At 57.5% G+C, this 17,382-nt stretch carries 16 protein-coding genes; 7 read left to right on the top strand and 9 right to left on the bottom strand.

Going from position 1 to position 17,382, the window contains the following annotated elements:
- Positions 1-54 precede the first annotated feature (54 nt).
- Together ABFI50_RS16190 and ABFI50_RS16185 are read left to right on the top strand one after the other, a co-directional pair.
- Positions 55-1,269, top strand: coding sequence for an MFS transporter (locus ABFI50_RS16190; RefSeq protein WP_347484514.1), 1,215 nt, complete (start codon positions 55-57; stop codon positions 1,267-1,269).
- Entirely contained in the window at positions 1,259-2,071 is an 813-nt protein-coding gene (locus ABFI50_RS16185; protein WP_014883145.1) for a Cof-type HAD-IIB family hydrolase, read from the top strand. Before ABFI50_RS16190 ends, ABFI50_RS16185 begins: the two co-directional genes overlap by 11 nt.
- A 60-nt stretch (positions 2,072-2,131) precedes the next feature.
- Here ABFI50_RS16185 and ABFI50_RS16180 read toward each other — a convergent pair whose 3' ends face one another.
- Positions 2,132-3,364: an MFS transporter gene (locus ABFI50_RS16180; protein ID WP_014883144.1), complete on the bottom strand. Its 1,233-nt coding sequence runs from the start codon at positions 3,362-3,364 to the stop codon at positions 2,132-2,134.
- A 168-nt stretch (positions 3,365-3,532) separates the two neighbouring features.
- Between ABFI50_RS16180 and ABFI50_RS16175 the strand changes: the two genes are divergently transcribed.
- The 3 genes from ABFI50_RS16175 to deoR all read left to right on the top strand — a co-directional run bounded on the left by ABFI50_RS16175 (position 3,533) and on the right by deoR (position 5,703).
- A complete protein-coding gene (locus ABFI50_RS16175) occupies positions 3,533-4,261 on the top strand; it encodes a phosphatase PAP2 family protein (RefSeq protein ID WP_023332498.1) in 729 nt (242 codons plus the stop codon).
- A 7-nt stretch (positions 4,262-4,268) separates the two neighbouring features.
- The gene (ybjG, locus tag ABFI50_RS16170; protein WP_023338185.1) at positions 4,269-4,877 is read left to right on the top strand and encodes an undecaprenyl-diphosphate phosphatase; all 609 of its coding nucleotides are present in this window, start codon (positions 4,269-4,271) and stop codon (positions 4,875-4,877) included.
- A 67-nt stretch (positions 4,878-4,944) separates the two neighbouring features.
- Positions 4,945-5,703 carry a DNA-binding transcriptional repressor DeoR gene (gene deoR / locus ABFI50_RS16165; protein WP_014883141.1) on the top strand — a complete coding sequence of 253 codons (759 nt, stop codon included), beginning with the start codon at positions 4,945-4,947 and terminating at the stop codon, positions 5,701-5,703.
- 60 nt (positions 5,704-5,763) lie between these two features.
- Here deoR and dacC read toward each other — a convergent pair whose 3' ends face one another.
- Complete coding sequence (gene dacC, locus ABFI50_RS16160; RefSeq protein ID WP_023338184.1) at positions 5,764-6,969, bottom strand: serine-type D-Ala-D-Ala carboxypeptidase; 1,206 nt, start codon at positions 6,967-6,969, stop codon at positions 5,764-5,766.
- A gap of 242 nt (positions 6,970-7,211) precedes the next feature.
- Between dacC and ABFI50_RS16155 the strand changes: the two genes are divergently transcribed.
- The gene (locus tag ABFI50_RS16155) at positions 7,212-7,838 is read left to right on the top strand and encodes a glutathione S-transferase family protein (protein ID WP_347484510.1); all 627 of its coding nucleotides are present in this window, start codon (positions 7,212-7,214) and stop codon (positions 7,836-7,838) included.
- On the opposite strand, the gene ABFI50_RS16150 is transcribed toward ABFI50_RS16155, so the two are convergent.
- Both ABFI50_RS16150 and bssR read right to left on the bottom strand, forming a co-directional pair.
- Positions 7,839-8,957: a PQQ-dependent sugar dehydrogenase gene (locus ABFI50_RS16150; RefSeq protein ID WP_045281084.1), complete on the bottom strand. Its 1,119-nt coding sequence runs from the start codon at positions 8,955-8,957 to the stop codon at positions 7,839-7,841.
- A gap of 106 nt (positions 8,958-9,063) precedes the next feature.
- Positions 9,064-9,447, bottom strand: a complete 384-nt coding sequence (gene bssR, locus ABFI50_RS16145) for a biofilm formation regulator BssR (protein WP_023332493.1) — start codon at positions 9,445-9,447, stop codon at positions 9,064-9,066.
- A 216-nt stretch (positions 9,448-9,663) separates the two neighbouring features.
- Between bssR and rimO the strand changes: the two genes are divergently transcribed.
- Positions 9,664-10,989: a 30S ribosomal protein S12 methylthiotransferase RimO gene (gene rimO / locus ABFI50_RS16140; RefSeq protein WP_045268559.1), complete on the top strand. Its 1,326-nt coding sequence runs from the start codon at positions 9,664-9,666 to the stop codon at positions 10,987-10,989.
- A 63-nt stretch (positions 10,990-11,052) separates the two neighbouring features.
- On the opposite strand, the gene gsiD is transcribed toward rimO, so the two are convergent.
- From gsiD to iaaA, 5 genes are read right to left on the bottom strand one after another with little or no spacing between them, the layout of a single operon-like run.
- Positions 11,053-11,964: a glutathione ABC transporter permease GsiD gene (gene gsiD / locus ABFI50_RS16135; protein WP_014883135.1), complete on the bottom strand. Its 912-nt coding sequence runs from the start codon at positions 11,962-11,964 to the stop codon at positions 11,053-11,055.
- A gap of 1 nt (position 11,965) precedes the next feature.
- Positions 11,966-12,886, bottom strand: coding sequence for a glutathione ABC transporter permease GsiC (gene gsiC, locus ABFI50_RS16130; RefSeq protein WP_045268560.1), 921 nt, complete (start codon positions 12,884-12,886; stop codon positions 11,966-11,968).
- A gap of 5 nt (positions 12,887-12,891) precedes the next feature.
- Entirely contained in the window at positions 12,892-14,430 is a 1,539-nt protein-coding gene (gsiB, locus tag ABFI50_RS16125; protein ID WP_047026679.1) for a glutathione ABC transporter substrate-binding protein GsiB, read from the bottom strand.
- 23 nt (positions 14,431-14,453) lie between these two features.
- Positions 14,454-16,325 carry a glutathione ABC transporter ATP-binding protein GsiA gene (gsiA, locus tag ABFI50_RS16120; protein WP_023338180.1) on the bottom strand — a complete coding sequence of 624 codons (1,872 nt, stop codon included), beginning with the start codon at positions 16,323-16,325 and terminating at the stop codon, positions 14,454-14,456.
- An 11-nt stretch (positions 16,326-16,336) separates the two neighbouring features.
- Positions 16,337-17,275 (bottom strand): beta-aspartyl-peptidase, encoded by a 939-nt coding sequence (iaaA, locus tag ABFI50_RS16115; RefSeq protein ID WP_050861578.1) that lies wholly within the window; start codon positions 17,273-17,275, stop codon positions 16,337-16,339.
- Positions 17,276-17,382 lie beyond the last annotated feature (107 nt).

Below are 17,382 nucleotides of genomic sequence, written 5' to 3'. Positions count from 1 at the left end.
TGTACACAAACTTGCTAGTGTTGTCGCTATTGTTGTACTTCTGGTGCTACCCCAATGACGCTGACCTCTCCCCGTAAAACCCTGCAGCTCCGCATGTGGGCGCTGTTTATGTTCTTCTTTATTCCCGGTCTGCTGATGGCCTCCTGGGCCACGCGCACGCCCGCCATTCGCGATATTTTGTCTGTCTCTACGGCTGAGATGGGCATCGTGCTGTTCGGCCTGTCGATCGGTTCCATGAGCGGCATTCTCTGTTCCGCATGGCTGGTGAAGCGCTTTGGTACGCGAGCTGTGATCCGCACCACCATGTGCTGCGCGGTGTTCGGGATGGTGGTATTGAGCATCGCGCTGTGGTTTGCCTCGCCGGTGTTGTTCGCGCTGGGGCTGACGGTATTTGGCGGCAGCTTCGGTTCTGCGGAGGTAGCCATCAACGTTGAAGGGGCGGCGGTCGAACGTGAGATGAACAAAACCGTGCTGCCCATGATGCATGGCTTCTATAGCCTCGGTACGCTGGCCGGTGCGGGCGTGGGGATGGCGCTGACGGCCACGGGTGTGACCGCCAATCTGCATATCCTGCTGGCGGCGCTGGTGTGCATCATTCCGATCCTCACCGGCATCCGGGCCATCCCGGACAGCACCGGTAAAAACTCTGCTGACGAACGCTCGTCAGCCGAAAAAGGACTCCCCTTCTACCGCGATTTCCAGCTGATGCTGATCGGCGTGGTGGTACTGGCGATGGCGTTTGCAGAAGGCTCCGCCAACGACTGGCTGCCGCTGCTGATGGTGGACGGTCACGGCTTTAGCCCGACCTCTGGCTCGCTGATTTACGCCGGGTTTACGCTGGGGATGACCGTCGGGCGCTTCACCGGCGGCTGGTTTATCGACCGCTACAGCCGCGTGGCGGTGGTGCGCGCCAGCGCCCTGCTGGGCGGCCTGGGGATTGCGATGATTATCTTTGTGGACGTGGACTGGATTGCCGGCGTCTCGGTGATCCTCTGGGGACTGGGGGCGTCACTCGGCTTCCCGCTGACCATTTCCGCCGCCAGCGACACCGGGCCGGATGCCCCGACGCGCGTCAGCGTGGTGGCGACAACGGGCTATCTCGCCTTCCTGGTGGGGCCGCCGCTGCTCGGCTTCCTGGGTGAACACTACGGGCTGCGCAGCGCCATGCTGGTGGTGTTAGGGTTGGTGATCATCGCCGCGCTGGTGGCGCGCGCGGTGGCAAAGCCGGAAACGAAACAAACGACACTGGAGAAGGGATATGAGCGTTAAACTGATCGCCGTCGACATGGATGGCACATTCCTGAGCGATGCCAAGACCTATAACCGCCCGCGCTTTCTGGCGCAGTACGCCCGCATGAAGGCGCAAGGCATTCGCTTCGTGGTCGCCAGCGGCAACCAGTACTATCAGCTGATCTCCTTTTTCCCGGAGATTGCCCATGAAATTGCGTTCGTCGCTGAGAACGGCGGCTGGGTCGTGAGCGCCGGAGAGGATGTCTTTAACGGTGAATTGTCGAAAGCCCATTTCGAGACCGTCGCAAATGTATTAAACGACGTTCCGGGCATTGAGATTATCGCCTGCGGAAAAAACAGCGCCTATACGCTGAAATGCTATGACGATAACTTTAAGGATATCGCCGCGAAGTACTATCACCGGCTCGAAATGGTGAGTGATTTCGACAACCTGAACGACATTTTCTTCAAGTTTGGGCTGAACGTGTCAGACCATGAAATTCCGCGCATCCAGGCGATGCTGCATGAAAAGCTTAACGACATTATGGTGCCCGTGACAACCGGCCACGGCAGTATCGACCTGATTATCCCCGGCGTGCACAAAGCCAACGGCCTGCGGATCCTGCAACAGCGCTGGGGCATAGAGGACAGTGAAGTGGTGGCCTTCGGTGACAGCGGCAACGATGTGGAGATGTTGCGTCAGTCCGGGTTCAGCTTCGCGATGGCGAATGCCAGACCGCATATTAAAGCGGTGGCGCGGTTTGAAGCGCCGCATAATAACGAGGAAGGTGTGCTGGATGTGATTGAGAAGGTGTTGAACGGAGAGGCACCGTTTAACTGATACCGTGCGGTCTGGTGCCCCCAGCCTAACCCTCTCCCACAGGGAGAGGGAATAAACAGATTACGGTTGCAGGGCGTTGCCGACGCGTTTGTCCTTCAGGAACACCATCATCAGGCCAACCCACAGCACGCCGTTGGCGAGGTTAAACAGACTGAACAGACCGTTGCCGCCCATCGCGTAAGCGTGCTTGCTCACCTCGATACCGACGGTAAAAATCAGCATCTGCAGCATACCCATCGCCGCGGACACCGTGCCTTTACTCATCTCGCTGGCAAACAGCGTCAGGCGCACCAGCCCGGCGTTCGCCACGCCAATCCCGAAAGCATAAAGGCTGAGCCCCGCCGTCATCCACAGATAAGCGTGGGATGACGCAACGGTCGCCACCGCGGCCAGAATCAGCCCTGCTGCAATCGGCCAGCCCCCCATAATAATCAGTGAACGCACGGTGCGGCGTGACGTCAGACGTGCCAGCACCAGGTTACCGATAATCAGCGCGCCAAAAATCGGCACCTGCAGCAGACCGTACTCGTAGCTGCTGAGCTTTTCACCGCTGATGATAATGACCGGAGACTGCGCAATCCACGCCAGCAGCGGCAGGCTCACGAACCCGGTCGCCAGCGCCCCCGCCAGAAAGCGGCCATTCTTCAGCACTTCTTTGTAATCCCGGCCCAGCTCCTTGAGCGAGAGTTTTTCACCCAGACGGGTCGCCGTTTCCGGCATTGCGCGGTGCAGGCCAAAGAACGCGATAGCGGCGAGAACCGCAAAGAGGATAAACATCCCTTCCCAGGGCGCAACATGCACCCACGCGGCGCCCACCAGCGGCCCGAGTAAAGGGGCAATCAGCGCCACGTTTGCCATGAGCGCGGTAATTTTGATACACACCGCCTCTTCAAACGACTCCTGAATGGCGGCATACCCCACGGCACCGATAAAGCACAGGCTCACCCCCTGCAGGAAACGCAGCAGGGTAAATTGCTCAATGTTTTGCGCCAGCAGCGTAGCGAGGCAGGTGACGATAAACCACACCACGCCGGTCAGCATCACCGGACGGCGGCCAATACGATCCGACAGCGGCCCTAACAGCCACTGTAAAAACATGCCGCCAGCCAGATAGGCGGTCATGGAGGTCGGCACCCATTCAATTCCCGCGTTGTACTGCTCCACAACGGCCAGCATGCCGGGCTGGATCATATCGTTGCCGATATAGGTGGAGAATTCGTAGAGCACCAGACACAGGGGGAAAAGCAACGCCTGACGACCCAGACGTGAACCAGAAGAAGAACGGTTTAACATGCAATCTCTTTAAAATGACAAAATCGCGACGAGTGTAATGAAATGCCGCAGCCCGAGATAGTGATTTATCGAGGATAAACAGAAATAAAGCACATATCGTCTTCGTTTAAGGTTTCCTTAAGTTGACAGATTTATGATAGCCCGATTACTCGTCAACGATCCCAAATTATGGCACTCACTTCCAGCCGTTCAGAATTGTCTAACTTACAGACAAATAAGACAAAACGACTTTACCGCTTACCCTCCCGCTTTTATGGTTATCAGCTTTTCGTGCTGTTAGTCCTTGCCGTGGTGTTTACGTGGCTTTCGCGCGATGAAGCGCTCGACAGATGGATCACCGGTTTTTGGTATGACGCGGCGACGCAGAGCTTCCCGCTGCAGAAAGACCACCTGCTGGATTTGCTCAACCATCGTCTGGCGAAGTACATCGCCATCGCCTTAGGTGCCGTGGCGCTGCTTTACGGCGCTTACAAACGTAACGCCAGGCTGGTTACGGCGGCGCTGCTGATGGGGCTTGGCGCGCTGGTAGTGGGCGTACTGAAAAGCATTAGCCACCACAGCTGCCCGTGGGATCTGGTGGAGTATGGCGGGAAGGCGATGTCTTACCCCCTGTTTAGCGCCGTCCCGACAGACAGCGGTCCGGGGCGCTGTTTCCCCGGCGGCCATGCCTCCAGCGGTTTTATGGTGATGGGGCTGTTTTTTGCCTTCTGGCGCGAGCGTCCACGTCTCGCCTGGAGCTTTGTTGCCCTCGGCGTGCTGCTGGGTCTGGCGATGGGCTTCGGTCAGGTGATGCGCGGGGCACATTTTTTCTCTCACAACCTGTGGGCCGGGTGGTGGGTTTGGTTTTCCCAGGTGGCCGTCTACGGGCTGGTTTCCACCCGGTTTGCAAAAGAGTGATAACGCTATGCTAGAGAATCTGAATTATCAGCTGTTTTATCTGATCAACGCCACACCGGCCTCGCCAGAGTGGATGATTGATTTCGCCACCTTCCTGGCAAAAGATCTGATTAGTATCGTGCCTGTGCTGGCCGCTATCCTCTGGCTCTGGGGCCCTCGCAGCCAGGTGAAGGCACAGCGCCAGTTGGTGATCAAAGTCGCGATGGCGCTCGGGGTCAGCGTACTGGTTAGTTATATTCTCGGCCATGCGTTCCCGCACGATCGTCCTTTTGTCGACCATGTCGGTTATACCTTCCTGCACCACGCGCCGGATGACTCCTTCCCGAGCGATCACGGTACGGTTATCTTCACCTTCGCGCTGGCTTTCCTGTTCTGGCATCGCCTGTGGTCTGGTGCGGTGCTGATGGTGGCAGCCGCGGCGATTGCCTGGTCCCGCGTGTATCTTGGCGTCCACTGGCCGCTGGATATGGTCGGCGGTTTCCTGGTAGGACTGATTGGCTGCGTGAGCGCGGCAATCCTGTGGAATCTCTTCGGTGAAGCGCTCTACCGGGGGCTCTCTTCCCTTTATCGCGCCATTTTTGCCCTCCCGATCCGCAAAGGCTGGATACGTGACTAACCCCAACCGGAAAGGTTACACTGAGCCCCCGCCCTGCGGGGGCTCATTTTTTTTATCCTGAGGAACTATGGAAACACGACGCGATGACCGCATAGCTCAGCTGCTTCAGGCGCTGAAGCGTAGTGATAAGCTGCATCTTAAGGAAGCCGCCAACCTCCTCGGCGTCTCAGAGATGACCATTCGTCGTGATCTGAACAGCGACAGCGCTCCCGTGGTACTGCTGGGCGGGTACATTGTGCTTGAGCCGCGTAGCGCCAGCCATTATCTGATAAGCGATCAGAAAACGCGTCTGGTGGAAGAGAAACGCAAAGCCGCGCGCCTGGCCGCCACGCTGGTACAGCCGCACCAGACGCTGTTTTTTGACTGCGGCACCACCACGCCGTGGATTATCGAAGCCATCGACAGCAGTATTCCTTTTACCGCCGTGTGTTACTCCCTGAACACCTTTCTGGCGCTGCAGGAGAAACCCGAGTGCCGGGTGATCCTCTGCGGCGGTGAGTTTCACGCCAGCAACGCTATCTTTAAGCCGCTCAACCTGCAGGACACGCTCAGCAACTTATGTCCGGACATCGCGTTCTATTCCGCCGCGGGCGTGAATGTGCGTCAGGGGGCGACCTGCTTTAACCTGGAGGAGCTGCCGGTAAAGCACTGGGCTTTAAGCGCCGCGCAATACCATGTGCTGGTGGTCGATCACAGTAAATTTGGCAAAGTGCGGTCGGCAAGAATGGGCGAGCTGGCGCAGTTTGACGCCATCGTCAGCGATTGCCGCCCGGATGAGGAAATTGTGGCCCATGCGAAGGCGCAGCAGGTGAAGTTGATGTATTGAGAGGGGTGCGGTCTGATGCCCTCACCCCTCCCACAGGGAGAGGGAGAAAAGCATGATGGATTAGCTGAACCAGCTACCAAACCAGCTGTGGAATTTCATCAATACGAAATCCCACATCCGGCTGAAGAAGCCACCCTCTTCTACCGCTTCCATCACGATCAGCGGACGCTGTTCAATTGACTTACCGTTTAACTGGAAATCAATCGTCCCGACCACCTGGCCTTTTTTCAACGGCGCGGTGAGCTGCGGGTCGATCAGGGTATAGCTGGCCTTCAGGTTTTTCAGCTGACCGCGTGGAATGGTCACGGAACCGGCTTCTCCCGCCCCGAGATTCACTTCACTCTTATCCCCAAACCAGACGCGCTGGCTGACGAACGTGGCATCCGGTTTAATCGGCGTCACGGTTTCATAGAAACGGAAGCCCCAGGTCAGCAGTTTTTCTGATTCGTTAAACCGGATGCGGTCGGTTTTGGTGCCCAGCACAACCGAGATCAAACGCATGTCGCCCTGCGTCGCAGAGGCCACCAGGTTATAGCCCGCGCCCGCCGTGGTGCCGGTCTTCATCCCGTCCACGTTAACGTTGCTGCTCCACAGGAGACGGTTACGGTTCGGCTGGCGAATTTTGTTGAAGGTAAACTCTTTCTCTTTGTGGATCGCGTATTCATCCGGTACGTCGTGGATCAGCGCTTTCCCCAACAGCGCCATGTCGCGCGCGGTACTGAACTGTCCAGGCGCATCCAGGCCGTGAACCGTTTTGAATGTCGTGTTGGTTAAGCCGAGTTTCTGCGCATAGCCATTCATCAAACCAATGAAAGAATCCTGACTGCCGGCCACATAATCGGCCAGCGCGATACACGCGTCATTTCCCGACTGAATAATTACCCCTTTATTCAGATCGGAAACGGACACCTGATCCCCTGGCTTCAGGAACATCACCGATGACCCGCGCAGCGCGGGGTTGCCGGTCGCCCAGGCGTCCTTTCCGATGGTGACCATATCGTCCAGCTTGATCTTACCGGCTTTCAAGGCCTGGCCGACCACATAGCTGGTCATGATCTTGGTCAGGCTGGCCGGATCGAGTTTCTCATCGGCATTGCCTTCCGCCAGCACTTTCCCGCTGGCATAGTCCATCAGGATCCAGGCGCGCGCATCCACCGGTGGCGCTTCGGGCGCAGCCTGTTCTGCTGCGTAGAGAGTTGGTGCAAACAGGAAAAGGAGCGCAGAGCCTGCCGCCAGGCTGCGCAGAGAAGTCATTTTTCGCGTCATAAATGCCACCCGAGTGTCCATTCAAAAATTACGTCACATCACCGTGTCGCAAGAAGCGATGAGTAATAGCGCACTAAAACGGTGAAAGAAACCCAGCGAGGGTAAAGTTATTAAAGTTTATGCAATAACATTCATTTACGCTTTGATTCAGGCGATTTTTTTGTCTTCTGTTGCGTAATTGTTAGGTTTATCTCACCATGGCGAAAAAGGTGACCCGGATTCACAACTCATCAGGAGTAAATATGATTACGCTGTGGGGCAGGAACAATTCGACCAACGTGAAGAAAGTGCTCTGGACGCTGGAAGAGCTGGATTTACCGTTTAATCAAATCATGGCTGGCATGGCATACGGGGTAAACAGAGAGGCCGACTATCTGGCGATGAACCCGAACGGCCTGGTGCCGCTGCTGCGCGATGACGAAACTGACGCAACGCTTTGGGAATCTAACACCATTGTGCGCTACCTCGCCGCCCAGTACGGTCTTGGCCGCCTGTGGGTTGAAAACCCGGCGCAGCGCGCCCAGGGTGAAAAGTGGATGGACTGGGCAAACCAGACGTTCTCTCCTGTTCACCGGGTTATCCTGATGGGACTGGTGAGAACCCCCGAGGCCGAGCGCGACTATCCTGCTATTCATGCCGCTCAGGATGCCTGTGAAAACCTGTTTGCCATGATGGATGACGAACTGGCGAAGCGCGCCTGGTTCTCCGGCGAGACGTTCGGCGTGGGGGATATTGCCGTGGCGCCGTTTGTCTGGAACCTGACCAATATGGGGCTGGACTGGACGCCGCGCCCTCACCTTGAACGCTGGCTCAAGCAACTGAGCGAGCGTCCGGCGTACCGTAACGTCGTGATGACCCCGGTCACCTGATTACGCACCGGACGGGCTGACTTTTAGCAGTTGCCCGTCCGTTTCATCGGTGAGCACATACAGATACCCGTCCGGCCCCACCCGCACATCGCGAATACGTTGATCTCGATCGCCCAGGATGCGCCCGTCCTCCGTGACCTTGTTGCCCTCCACGCTCAGGACGATAACGTCTTTCTCCTTTAGCGCCCCAATAAACAGTTTGTTTTTCCACTGCGGAAAAACGTCACTGTTGTAGAACGCCATGCCGCTGACCGCGGGCGAGACTTTCCAGACAAACAGCGGCTTCTCGGTTCCCTCGACGTGTTCACCTTTGGCTTCGGGGATTTTCAGGCCACTGTAATTAATGCCGTGTGTCGCCAGCGGCCAGCCGTAATTTTTGCCTTTCTCCGGGATATTGATTTCATCCCCGCCGCGCGGGCCATGTTCGTTCAGCCAGAGCGTGTCGCTCCACGGATTCATCGCCATTCCCTGCGGGTTGCGAATGCCATAAGACCAGATTTCCGGCCGTGCGCCGGCGGTGTTCACAAAGGGGTTATCCGCAGGGACTTTACCGTCCTCGGTCAGGCGCACCACTTTCCCCTGCAGTTTGTCCAGGTCCTGCGCCGTCGGGCGCTGGTTGTTCTCGCCGAGTCCGATAAAGAGGTAGCCTTTGCCGTCAAACACCAGCCGTCCGCCAAAATGGTTACCGGTCGAGAGTTTCGGCATCTGGCGGAACACGACCTGGAATGCCTCGATGCGGGAAAGATCGTCGCTTAAGCGGCCATAACCCACCGTCGTTCCGGCTTTGCCGTCATGCCCTGCTTCGGCGTAACTCAGCCAGACGCGGCGCGACGTTGCAAAATCCGGCGCCAGCACCACGTCCAGCAATCCTCCCTGACCGTTCGCCCAGACCTTCGGAACGCCGACAATGGGATCGGAAAGCCCTTTTCCGGCCTGCCAGTGTTTGAGCTGCCCGCCCCTGAGGGTGACCAGAAGCCCTTTATTGTCCGGCAGGAAAGCCATCGACCAGGGGTGATCGAGTCGGTTTTGCAGCACCTCGACCTTCACCGCCTCTGGCGCCGCAAGAAGTGAAAAGGAAAAGCACAACGCAGGAAGGAAAATCAACGAGGACCGTGGCATGACGCGCTCCTTTTTGGGCATATGGCATAAAGATTAGCCAGTACCTCCGGGCGCGTTACCACTTTTACAAAAGCTTAATCAGAAGGGGGAGTTGCCTCCCCCGGGCTCAGTGTTGCTCAAGCTTCTCGTGCTCGGACAGACACATGATGCATAGAGAGAGCGTTGTCAGGCAGTTTTCAAGCTTCTCCGCGTTCACAGCGATAAAATTCGGGCAGTCGTGGCGTCCGTTCATCAAACATACCCCAGCAATGGAGAGCACCTCAGCGGCACGACGCAGAGCCATTAACTCGCATTCATCGTATTCCGCCCTCAGGATCGGTGCTTTTTCACGCATGAAATTGCAAAGTTCAAACAGATTATCACGCAGATGTTCGCTTTCGCTGACTGACATATAGCCTTTGGCCTTCCTGAGCTGCAGATAAGCGGCCAGGTCGATTCGGGCGTTGATCAGCTTGTTAAGCAGATCGCGTTTCAGTCTGTCAACGGACATGCTATTTCCTCCTCTGTCAGCCATGTTGCACAGTGAGAATAAGTTCGTTTTTTGTACAGTTTAATGCCTGAGATCAATTATTCTTAACTGATTAACATTATTTACAATGTTACAACCTCTGCCCGGCACATCCCGCTTGCAAAGAGTGTATAAATCCCACGCGATACGCTGTAAAATCCCGCCCTGATAACTCCATAATTGATGAATTTTTAACCTATGAGCAATGTTACGCACCCGCCGAAAATCGGCTTCGTCTCCCTCGGCTGCCCGAAAAACCTGGTGGATTCCGAACGCATCCTGACCGAACTTCGTACCGAAGGCTATGACGTGGTGCCAAGCTACGACAACGCCGATATGGTGATTGTGAACACCTGCGGGTTTATCGACAGCGCGGTTCAGGAGTCCCTGGAAGCCATCGGTGAAGCCCTGACGGAAAACGGCAAAGTCATTGTGACCGGCTGTCTGGGCGCGAAAGAGGACCAGATCCGTGAAGTGCACCCGAAGGTGCTGGAGATCACCGGCCCGCACAGCTACGAGCAGGTGCTGGAACATGTTCATCACTACGTGCCAAAACCAAAGCACAATCCGTTCCTGAGCCTGGTGCCGGAACAGGGCGTGAAGCTGACGCCGCGTCACTACGCTTACCTGAAAATTTCCGAAGGCTGCAACCATCGCTGCACCTTCTGCATCATCCCGTCCATGCGTGGCGATCTGGTGAGCCGTCCGATTGGCGACGTGCTGGCGGAAGCTAAACGTCTGGCCGATGCTGGCGTGAAAGAACTGCTGGTGATTTCTCAGGATACCTCTGCTTACGGCGTAGACGTGAAGCACCGTTCCGGTTTCCACAACGGCGAGCCGGTGAAAACCAGCATGGTGGGCCTGTGCGAGCAGCTCGCGAAGCTGGGGATCTGGACGCGTCTGCATTACGTCTACCCATATCCGCACGTTGACGACGTCATTCCGTTGATGGCGGAAGGCAAAATCCTGCCGTATCTGGACATCCCGCTGCAGCACGCCAGTCCGCGTATCCTGAAGCTGATGAAGCGTCCTGGCTCCGTTGACCGTCAGCTGGCACGCATTAAACAGTGGCGCGAAATCTGCCCGGATCTGACCCTGCGCTCAACCTTCATCGTCGGCTTCCCGGGTGAAACCGAAGAAGATTTCCAGATGCTGCTCGATTTCCTGAAAGAAGCGCGTCTGGACCGCGTAGGCTGCTTCAAGTACAGCCCGGTTGAAGGCGCAACCGCCAACGAACTGGCGGATCAGGTGCCGGAAGAGGTGAAAGAAGAGCGCTGGAACCGCTTTATGCAGCTGCAACAGCAGATCTCTGCTGAACGTCTGCAGGAGAAAGTGGGCCGAGAGATCATGGTTATCATTGACGAAGTGGACGAAGAAGGCGCAATTGGCCGCAGCATGGCGGATGCCCCTGAAATCGACGGCGCGGTGTACCTGAACGGCGAAACTCGCGTTAAGCCGGGTGATATTCTTCGCGTGAAGGTTGAAAACGCGGACGAATATGACCTGTGGGGTAGCCGGGTTTAATCGCACTACACCTCATTTCCAGGCCGGGTAAGGCGTAGCCGCCACCCGGCACATTCCACTGCCCTACCCCTTAATCCTCGGATCCAGCGCGTCGCGCAGCCCGTCCCCCAGCAGGTTAAATGCCAGCACGGTCAGGAAAATCGCCAGACTCGGGAAGATCGCCACGTGCGGCGCAATCACCATATCTGCCCTCGCCTCGTTCAGCATCGCACCCCACTCAGGCGTCGGTGGCTGTGCGCCTAACCCCAGAAACGACAGGCTGGCCGCAGAAATAATCGACACGCCGATGCGCATGGTGAAATAGACCACTATAGACGACACCGTTCCCGGCAGAATATGGCTGAACAGAATGGTGGCATCGCTGGCCCCCATGCTGCGGGCGGACTCGATAAACGTCTGCTGTTTCAGCACCAGCGTGTTGCCGCGCACAAGGCGGGCAAAGGCGGGAATCGAAAATACCGCGACGGCAATAATCACGTTCGCCATGCCGCTCCCCATAATGGCCACCACGGCAATGGCCAGCAGAATACCGGGGAAGGCAAACAGCACGTCGCAGATTCGCATGATGATGCGGTCCCACCAGCCTTCGTAATATCCGGCAACGAGACCCAGCACGGTACCGATTGCCGCGCCGATAAGCACCGCGAACACCCCGGCGGCGAGCGAGATTTGCGCCCCCACCAGCACGCGGCTGAAGATATCGCGCCCAAGGGAATCCACGCCGAACCAGTGGAGCATGGACGGCCCATCGTTCAGGCGGTCGTAGTCAAAATAGTTTTCCGCATCAAACGGCGCCACCCAGGGTGCAACGATGGCCACCGCAATCAGCAGCAGCACAAACAGCCCCGCCGTCATGGCGACCGGCTGACGGCGAAAACGCCGCCAGAATTCCGACCACGGCGTGCGGATATGCTCCGGTTTCAGCCCCGGCATAGCGTTTAAAACGGCCTGACGTCGCCAGTTCAACAATCGCATTTTACTTATACCTGATGGCCGGGTTAATGGCGGCGTAGAGCACATCCACCACTAAATTGATAAGAATAAACTCCAGGGAGAAAAGCAGGACTTCCGCCTGAATTACCGGGTAGTCGCGCATCTCGACCGAATCGACCAGCAGACGCCCCAGCCCCGGCCAGTTGAAGACCTTTTCCACGACGATAGAGCCGCCCAGCAGAAAGCCAAACTGCAGCCCCATCATCGTCACCACCGGGATCATCGCATTACGAAACCCGTGCTTAAGAATGACCCACTTCTCGCTGACCCCTTTCGCCCGCGCGGTGCGAATATAATCTTCACTCAGCACGTCAACGAAGGAGGCGCGGGTAAAGCGGGCCATTACCGCCGAGACGGCAGCCCCCAGCGTCATAGAGGGCAGAATGTAATGCTTCCAGGTATCGGCCCCAACGGTCGGCAGCCAGCCCAGCTCAACGGAGAAGATTTGCATCAGCAGCATCCCCAGCGCGAACGCCGGAAAAGAGATACCGGTGACCGCCAGCGCCATACCGAGCTTATCCGGCCAGCGGTTGCGCCAGACCGCCGCAACAATCCCGGCGCCCAGCCCAAACACCACTGCCCAGCTCATACTGGCAATCGTTAGCCAGAACGTGGGCATAAAGCGGCTGGCGATTTCCTCCGCTACCGGACGACGCGACACCATCGAGATGCCAAAATCGCCCTGCAGAACGTTGCAAATGTAATGAAGAAACTGCATATACAGTGGCTGATCCAGGCCCAGCTGCTTGCGCACCATCTCAATGACGGCGGCATCTGCTTCCGGCCCGGCAACCAGACGCGCCGGATCGCCCGGCAGCATATGCACAAACAAAAATACCAGTATCGCCACAATCAGCAGCGTCGGGATAAGCCCAAGCAAGCGTTTACAAACATAATTCAGCATGAGTGTTATTTTAAATCCGCATCGTCAAAGCTAAAGCCCGTATCCGGCATGATGTAGAACCCGGTCAGCGCTTTGTTATGGGCTGAAACCAGTTTCTCCACCACCAGCGGTACCCACGGCGACTCTTTCCAGATAAGGTCCTGGGCGTCTTTGTAGAGGCGCGCTTTCTCTTCCGGTTTAGTGGTTTTCAGGGCATCGGCCAGATCGTTGTCCACCTGCGGATTGCTGTAAAACGCGGTGTTAAACAGGGTTGGCGGCCAGTTTTGCGAAGCAAACAGCGGTGCAAGCGCCCAGTCGGCTTCACCGGTCGACGCCGACCAGCCGGTATAGAACATCCGCACGCCGCTCTCTTTCTGCCCTTTCCCCTCGACCTCCGCGGCCCGCTGACCGGCATCCATCGCGGTGACCTGCACCTTGATGCCCACCTGCGCCAGCTGCTGCTGGGTGAACTGCAGCACCTTCTGGGCGGTACTGTGATTATGCGACGACCACAGCGTGGTGCTGAAACCGTTCGGGAAGCCCGCCTCTTTGAGCAGCTCGCGCGCTTTAGCCGGATCGTACGGCCACGGCTGATAGCTTTGCGCATAGGCAATAGCCGGAGGCAGCACGCCGGTCGCCGGGGTGGCATAGCCCGCAAAAGCGACCTTCACCAGCGCCTGACGGTTAATCGCATAGTTGATCGCTTCACGTACCTTTGGGTTATCAAACGGCTTCTGCGTGACGTTCATGCTGATATAGCGCTGCATGATTGACGGACTGGCCACCAGCTCCAGCTTGCTGTTTTTCTGCAGAATGGCGGCCTGCTCATACGGGATGGGGAAAGCAAACTGCGCCTCACCCGTTTGCAGCATCGCTGCGCGGGTATTGTTATCCACCACCGGACGCCAGGTGATGGTGTCCAGCTTCGGCAGCCCTTTCTGCCAGTACCCCGGGAATTTCTTCACCTTCACAAAATCGGTCTGGTTCCAGGTGAGCAGCTCGTACGGGCCGGTACCGACCGGGTGGAAGCCAATCTCCTTGCCGTACTTTTTCAACGCGGCAGGCGAGATCATCGCCGTTGCCGGGTGCGCCAGTATATTGATAAACGCCGAGAATGGCGCTTTCAGCGTGATTTTGACCGTCGTCGGATCCACCGCCTCGGTGCTGGCGATGTTTTTATAAAGGTTATAGCGCTTCAGGCTATTTTCCGGGTTGCTGGCACGGTCAAGGTTGACCTTTACCGCCTCCGCATTGAAATCGGTACCGTCCTGGAACTTCACGCCGGAACGAAGCTTGATGGTATAGACCAGACCGTCGTCGGAGACGGTATACCCCTGCGCCAGAACATTTTTGAGCTTCATCTCGTTATCCAGGCCGAACAGCCCCTGATAGAACGATTTCGCCACCGCCTGGGAAAGCGTATCGTTGGCGTCATACGGATCCAGCGTGGTGAAGTTGGAGCCGACAGCAACCACCACATCTTTGGCAGCGAACGCGGGGGCAGCGGCCAGGGCTGCCGTCACGCTCGCGGCTAACAACCATCTACGCGCTACAAAAGTAACCATTGTGTTCTCCTGCCTGTTGTAAGTTATAACCGCGAAAACGCATTGTCCTGACGCGGGGGAGCGACGAAATGACCCGGCCCGACTTCGCGCAGCGTCACGCGCTCAACGGCCTCGCCGCGTTTGCGAATATTGCTCGGCATTTCATCCTGCAGCAGCACGCGCTGGCCGTGACGATGCGCGGGGTCAGCAACCGGTACCGCCGCGATAAGCTTGCGAGTGTAAGGATGTTGCGGGTTCTCAAACACTGCCCTTCGCGGACCTATCTCCACGATTTGCCCCATGAACATCACCGCCACGCGATGGCTGATGCGCTCGACCACCGCCATATCGTGCGAGATAAACAGGAAAGCGATGCCCATATCCCGCTGTAAATCGAGCAATAAGTTGATGATTTGCGCCCGGATTGAGACATCGAGCGCCGAAACGGATTCATCCGCAATCACCACTTTCGGGTTCAGCGCCAGCGCACGGGCAATGCAGATACGCTGCCGCTGCCCGCCGGAAAACTCGTGCGGATAACGCCAGGCATGTTCCGGCTTGAGGCCGACGCGCTCCAGCAGCCAGGCCACGCGGCGCTGCGCTGCTTCGCCGTCGAGCAGATTATGCACCCGCAGCGGCTCCATAATGGAGTACCCCACCGTATGGCGCGGATCGAGGGAGGCATACGGATCCTGGAAAATAAACTGAATATCCCGGCGTACCGCCTGTAATTTGTTGTCTGGCAGGGTATCGATTCGTTCGCCGTTAAAGGTGATTGTCCCTTCCTGCGTCTCCACCAGCCGGAGCAGTGCGCGTCCGGTGGTGGATTTCCCGCAGCCGGACTCCCCCACCAGCGCCAGCGTTTCGCCCGGCCATAAATCGAAACTGACGTTTTCGACCGCGTGGACTTCGCGCTTCAGGCGATTGAAAATCCCGCTGCGCAGCGGAAAACGGGTCACCAGGTCGCGCACTTCAAGAATGGGTTTGCCCGGCACCACGGTATCCTGCTCGCGTTCATCCTCCTGCTGCCCTGTCGCTTCAAGGGAAATCAGCGGAAAACGACGCGGCAGGTCGCTGCCGTTCATCGCTCCAAGACGCGGCACCGCCGCCAGCAGCGCTTTAGTATAAGGATGCACAGGGGCATGAAAAATCTGTTCGACCGTGCCGGTTTCCACCGCATTGCCCTTGTGCATCACCAGCACCCGGTCGGCGATGTCAGCCACCACGCCCATATCGTGGGTGATAAATATCACCCCCATCTCCATCTCTTGCTGCAGCACTTTGATAAGCTGCAGGATCTGCGCCTGAATCGTCACGTCCAGCGCCGTTGTCGGTTCATCCGCAATCAGTACCGCCGGACGGCAGGAGAGCGCCATGGCAATCATCACCCGCTGGCGCATACCGCCGGAAAGCTGATGCGGGTAACGTCCCAGAATGGCCTGCGCCTCGGGAATGCGCACCAGCTCCAGCATCCTTCTGGCTTCGTTGAGCGCCTCATCGCCGCTTAGCCCCTGATGCAGCCGGATGGACTCGGCAATCTGTTCCCCTACCGGGAAAACCGGGTTAAGCGAAGTCATCGGCTCCTGAAAGATCATCGCAATATCTGCCCCGCGCACGCCCTGCATCTGCGCGCCGCTCAGCTCGTTTAAATCAATGACCTGACGATTACGGCGGCGCAGGAGCATCTTCTCGCTGCTGATTTGCCCGCCCGTCTGTTCCAGCAGACGCATCAGCGCCAGCGCGGTGACCGATTTACCGGAACCGGATTCGCCAACAATCGCCAGCGTCTCGCCGCGTCTGAGCGAGAACGATAAATTTTCTACTGCGGGGATGAACTGCCGCTCTTCCTGAAACGCAATATTCAGCTGATGGACAGCCAGTACTTCGCCGTTGTCCAGCTCTTCACTGTGCGGCACGCGCGGCCCCCTTATTCACGATAGATGCCCGTGCTCGGTTCATCACCGGCGTAACCCCAGGCGCGATACATCCCTTCGCTGTTAAACGGCAGGGCCACGTTGCCCTCACGGTCCACGGCAATTAGGCCGCCAACGCCGCCCAGAGCAGGCAATTTTTCCATCACCACGCGCTCGCAGGCCTCGCTCAGGCTTAAACCGCCGTAATCCATCAGCGCGGTGATGTCGTAGGCCGCGAGGGCGCGAATAAACACTTCCCCGGTGCCGGTACACGACACCGCCGCCGTGGCGTTATTGGCATAGCAGCCGGCGCCCGGCAGCGGGCTGTCGCCGACGCGGCCGGGCAGCTTGTTGGTCATGCCGCCCGTTGAGGTCGCCGCCGCGAGGTTGCCGGCCTTATCCAGCGCCACCGCGCCGACCGTGCCCATTTTGGTGGTTTCATCCAGCGGCGCAGCATGATCAAGCTGCGTCATGCCCGCCGAACGGGCTTCCAGCAGCTGTTGAAAACGCGCGTCCGTGGAAAACAGATCGGGCGATACCGGTTCCATTCCGTGCTCACGGGCAAATTTCTCCGCCCCGGCGCCCGTCAGCAGAACGTGCGGACTCTCTTCCATCACCAGACGCGCCGCCAGCACCGGATTACGCAGATGACTCACGCCCGCCACGGCCCCTGCCTTCAGGGTGACGCCGTCCATCACGCAAGCATCAAGCTCGTGGGTTTCATCCCGGGTAAAGACTGAACCGATGCCAGCATTAAAGAGCGGACACTCCTCCAGCAGACGCACCGCCTCGGTGACCACATCCAGCGCGCTCTCGCCCGCTTCCAGCATTTTCTGACCTGTTTCAACAATGGCGTACAGCGCGTCAATATAACGCTTTTCCTGCTCAGGACTGAGCTGTGCACGGGTGATTGCCCCTGCGCCACCATGAATTGCGATTACCGCATTAACCATTCGCATCACCCGTTAGCCTGATTCGCGGCTTTTTCTATAAATATCATTATCGTCGATGAAACTTCAGATGATTTTTGAATATAGAAAGACGCAACTGTGATGTAAAG

The organism is Enterobacter sp. HNDS-6, assembly GCF_039850505.1.
Taxonomy (GTDB): Bacteria; Pseudomonadota; Gammaproteobacteria; order Enterobacterales; family Enterobacteriaceae; genus Enterobacter; species Enterobacter kobei.
This window is presented reverse-complemented; position numbering and strand designations above follow the sequence as displayed.

Excerpts from the sequence above, each read along its gene's own strand:
- ABFI50_RS16190 (WP_347484514.1), top strand. The coding sequence starts at position 55 with ATGACGCTGACCTCTCCCCGTAAAACCCTGCAGCTCCGCATGTGGGCG.
- ABFI50_RS16185 (WP_014883145.1), top strand. The coding sequence starts at position 1,259 with ATGAGCGTTAAACTGATCGCCGTCGACATGGATGGCACATTCCTGAGC.
- ABFI50_RS16180 (WP_014883144.1), bottom strand. The coding sequence starts at position 3,364 with ATGTTAAACCGTTCTTCTTCTGGTTCACGTCTGGGTCGTCAGGCGTTG.
- ABFI50_RS16175 (WP_023332498.1), top strand. The coding sequence starts at position 3,533 with ATGGCACTCACTTCCAGCCGTTCAGAATTGTCTAACTTACAGACAAAT.
- ybjG (WP_023338185.1), top strand. The coding sequence starts at position 4,269 with ATGCTAGAGAATCTGAATTATCAGCTGTTTTATCTGATCAACGCCACA.
- deoR (WP_014883141.1), top strand. The coding sequence starts at position 4,945 with ATGGAAACACGACGCGATGACCGCATAGCTCAGCTGCTTCAGGCGCTG.
- dacC (WP_023338184.1), bottom strand. The coding sequence starts at position 6,969 with ATGACGCGAAAAATGACTTCTCTGCGCAGCCTGGCGGCAGGCTCTGCG.
- ABFI50_RS16155 (WP_347484510.1), top strand. The coding sequence starts at position 7,212 with ATGATTACGCTGTGGGGCAGGAACAATTCGACCAACGTGAAGAAAGTG.
- ABFI50_RS16150 (WP_045281084.1), bottom strand. The coding sequence starts at position 8,957 with ATGCCACGGTCCTCGTTGATTTTCCTTCCTGCGTTGTGCTTTTCCTTT.
- bssR (WP_023332493.1), bottom strand. The coding sequence starts at position 9,447 with ATGTCCGTTGACAGACTGAAACGCGATCTGCTTAACAAGCTGATCAAC.
- rimO (WP_045268559.1), top strand. The coding sequence starts at position 9,664 with ATGAGCAATGTTACGCACCCGCCGAAAATCGGCTTCGTCTCCCTCGGC.
- gsiD (WP_014883135.1), bottom strand. The coding sequence starts at position 11,964 with ATGCGATTGTTGAACTGGCGACGTCAGGCCGTTTTAAACGCTATGCCG.
- gsiC (WP_045268560.1), bottom strand. The coding sequence starts at position 12,886 with ATGCTGAATTATGTTTGTAAACGCTTGCTTGGGCTTATCCCGACGCTG.
- gsiB (WP_047026679.1), bottom strand. The coding sequence starts at position 14,430 with ATGGTTACTTTTGTAGCGCGTAGATGGTTGTTAGCCGCGAGCGTGACG.
- iaaA (WP_050861578.1), bottom strand. The coding sequence starts at position 17,275 with ATGGTTAATGCGGTAATCGCAATTCATGGTGGCGCAGGGGCAATCACC.